Source organism: Corallococcus terminator, assembly GCF_003611635.1.
In the GTDB taxonomy this organism is placed as follows: Bacteria; Myxococcota; Myxococcia; order Myxococcales; family Myxococcaceae; genus Corallococcus; species Corallococcus terminator.
The window spans coordinates 1-437 of the sequence record NZ_RAVZ01000823.1 but is presented as its reverse complement, the minus strand read 5'-3'; the positions used below and the strand labels follow the sequence as shown (position 1 = coordinate 437).

At 34.3% G+C, this 437-nt stretch carries 1 protein-coding gene; it reads right to left on the bottom strand.

The genetic code is table 11. From position 1 onward, the window contains the following. A partial coding sequence (locus D7V88_RS42310; RefSeq protein WP_372241181.1) for a nucleoside-diphosphate sugar epimerase/dehydratase occupies window positions 1–437 on the bottom strand: 437 nt, incomplete at both ends.

The window sequence follows — 437 nt, the reverse complement described above, 5'->3', positions numbered from 1 at the left end:
CTAAAATAGTTTTATTCGTCAATTCATTTGATATCATATCCATATCTAATTCAACAGGATCTCTGCCTAGTAAATCTTCTACTTCAACTTTTTTAAGTTGGTTCACTTCTAACTCACCAGACATGACGTCTTCTATATTTGGCATTTTCAATAACTCAACGCCATCCATATGGCAAATATTATTAATTTCTTTCAAACGCTCTTGACCAATAGTTGGAATTGCAATGATGATTTTTTTAATCTTATATTTCCTCACTAGTTCTGGAATATCCGCAATTTTACCTTGGACTTTTACACCCTCAGTAATTGTGATATTGCGTTTATGTTCGTCATCATCGACTGCTAATACCGGTTCAAGTTTCATTTCGTCACTTTTCAACATTTGTCTAATCAGCATTGAACCTGCTTGACCAGCACCAACAACTAAAGTTGGCTTC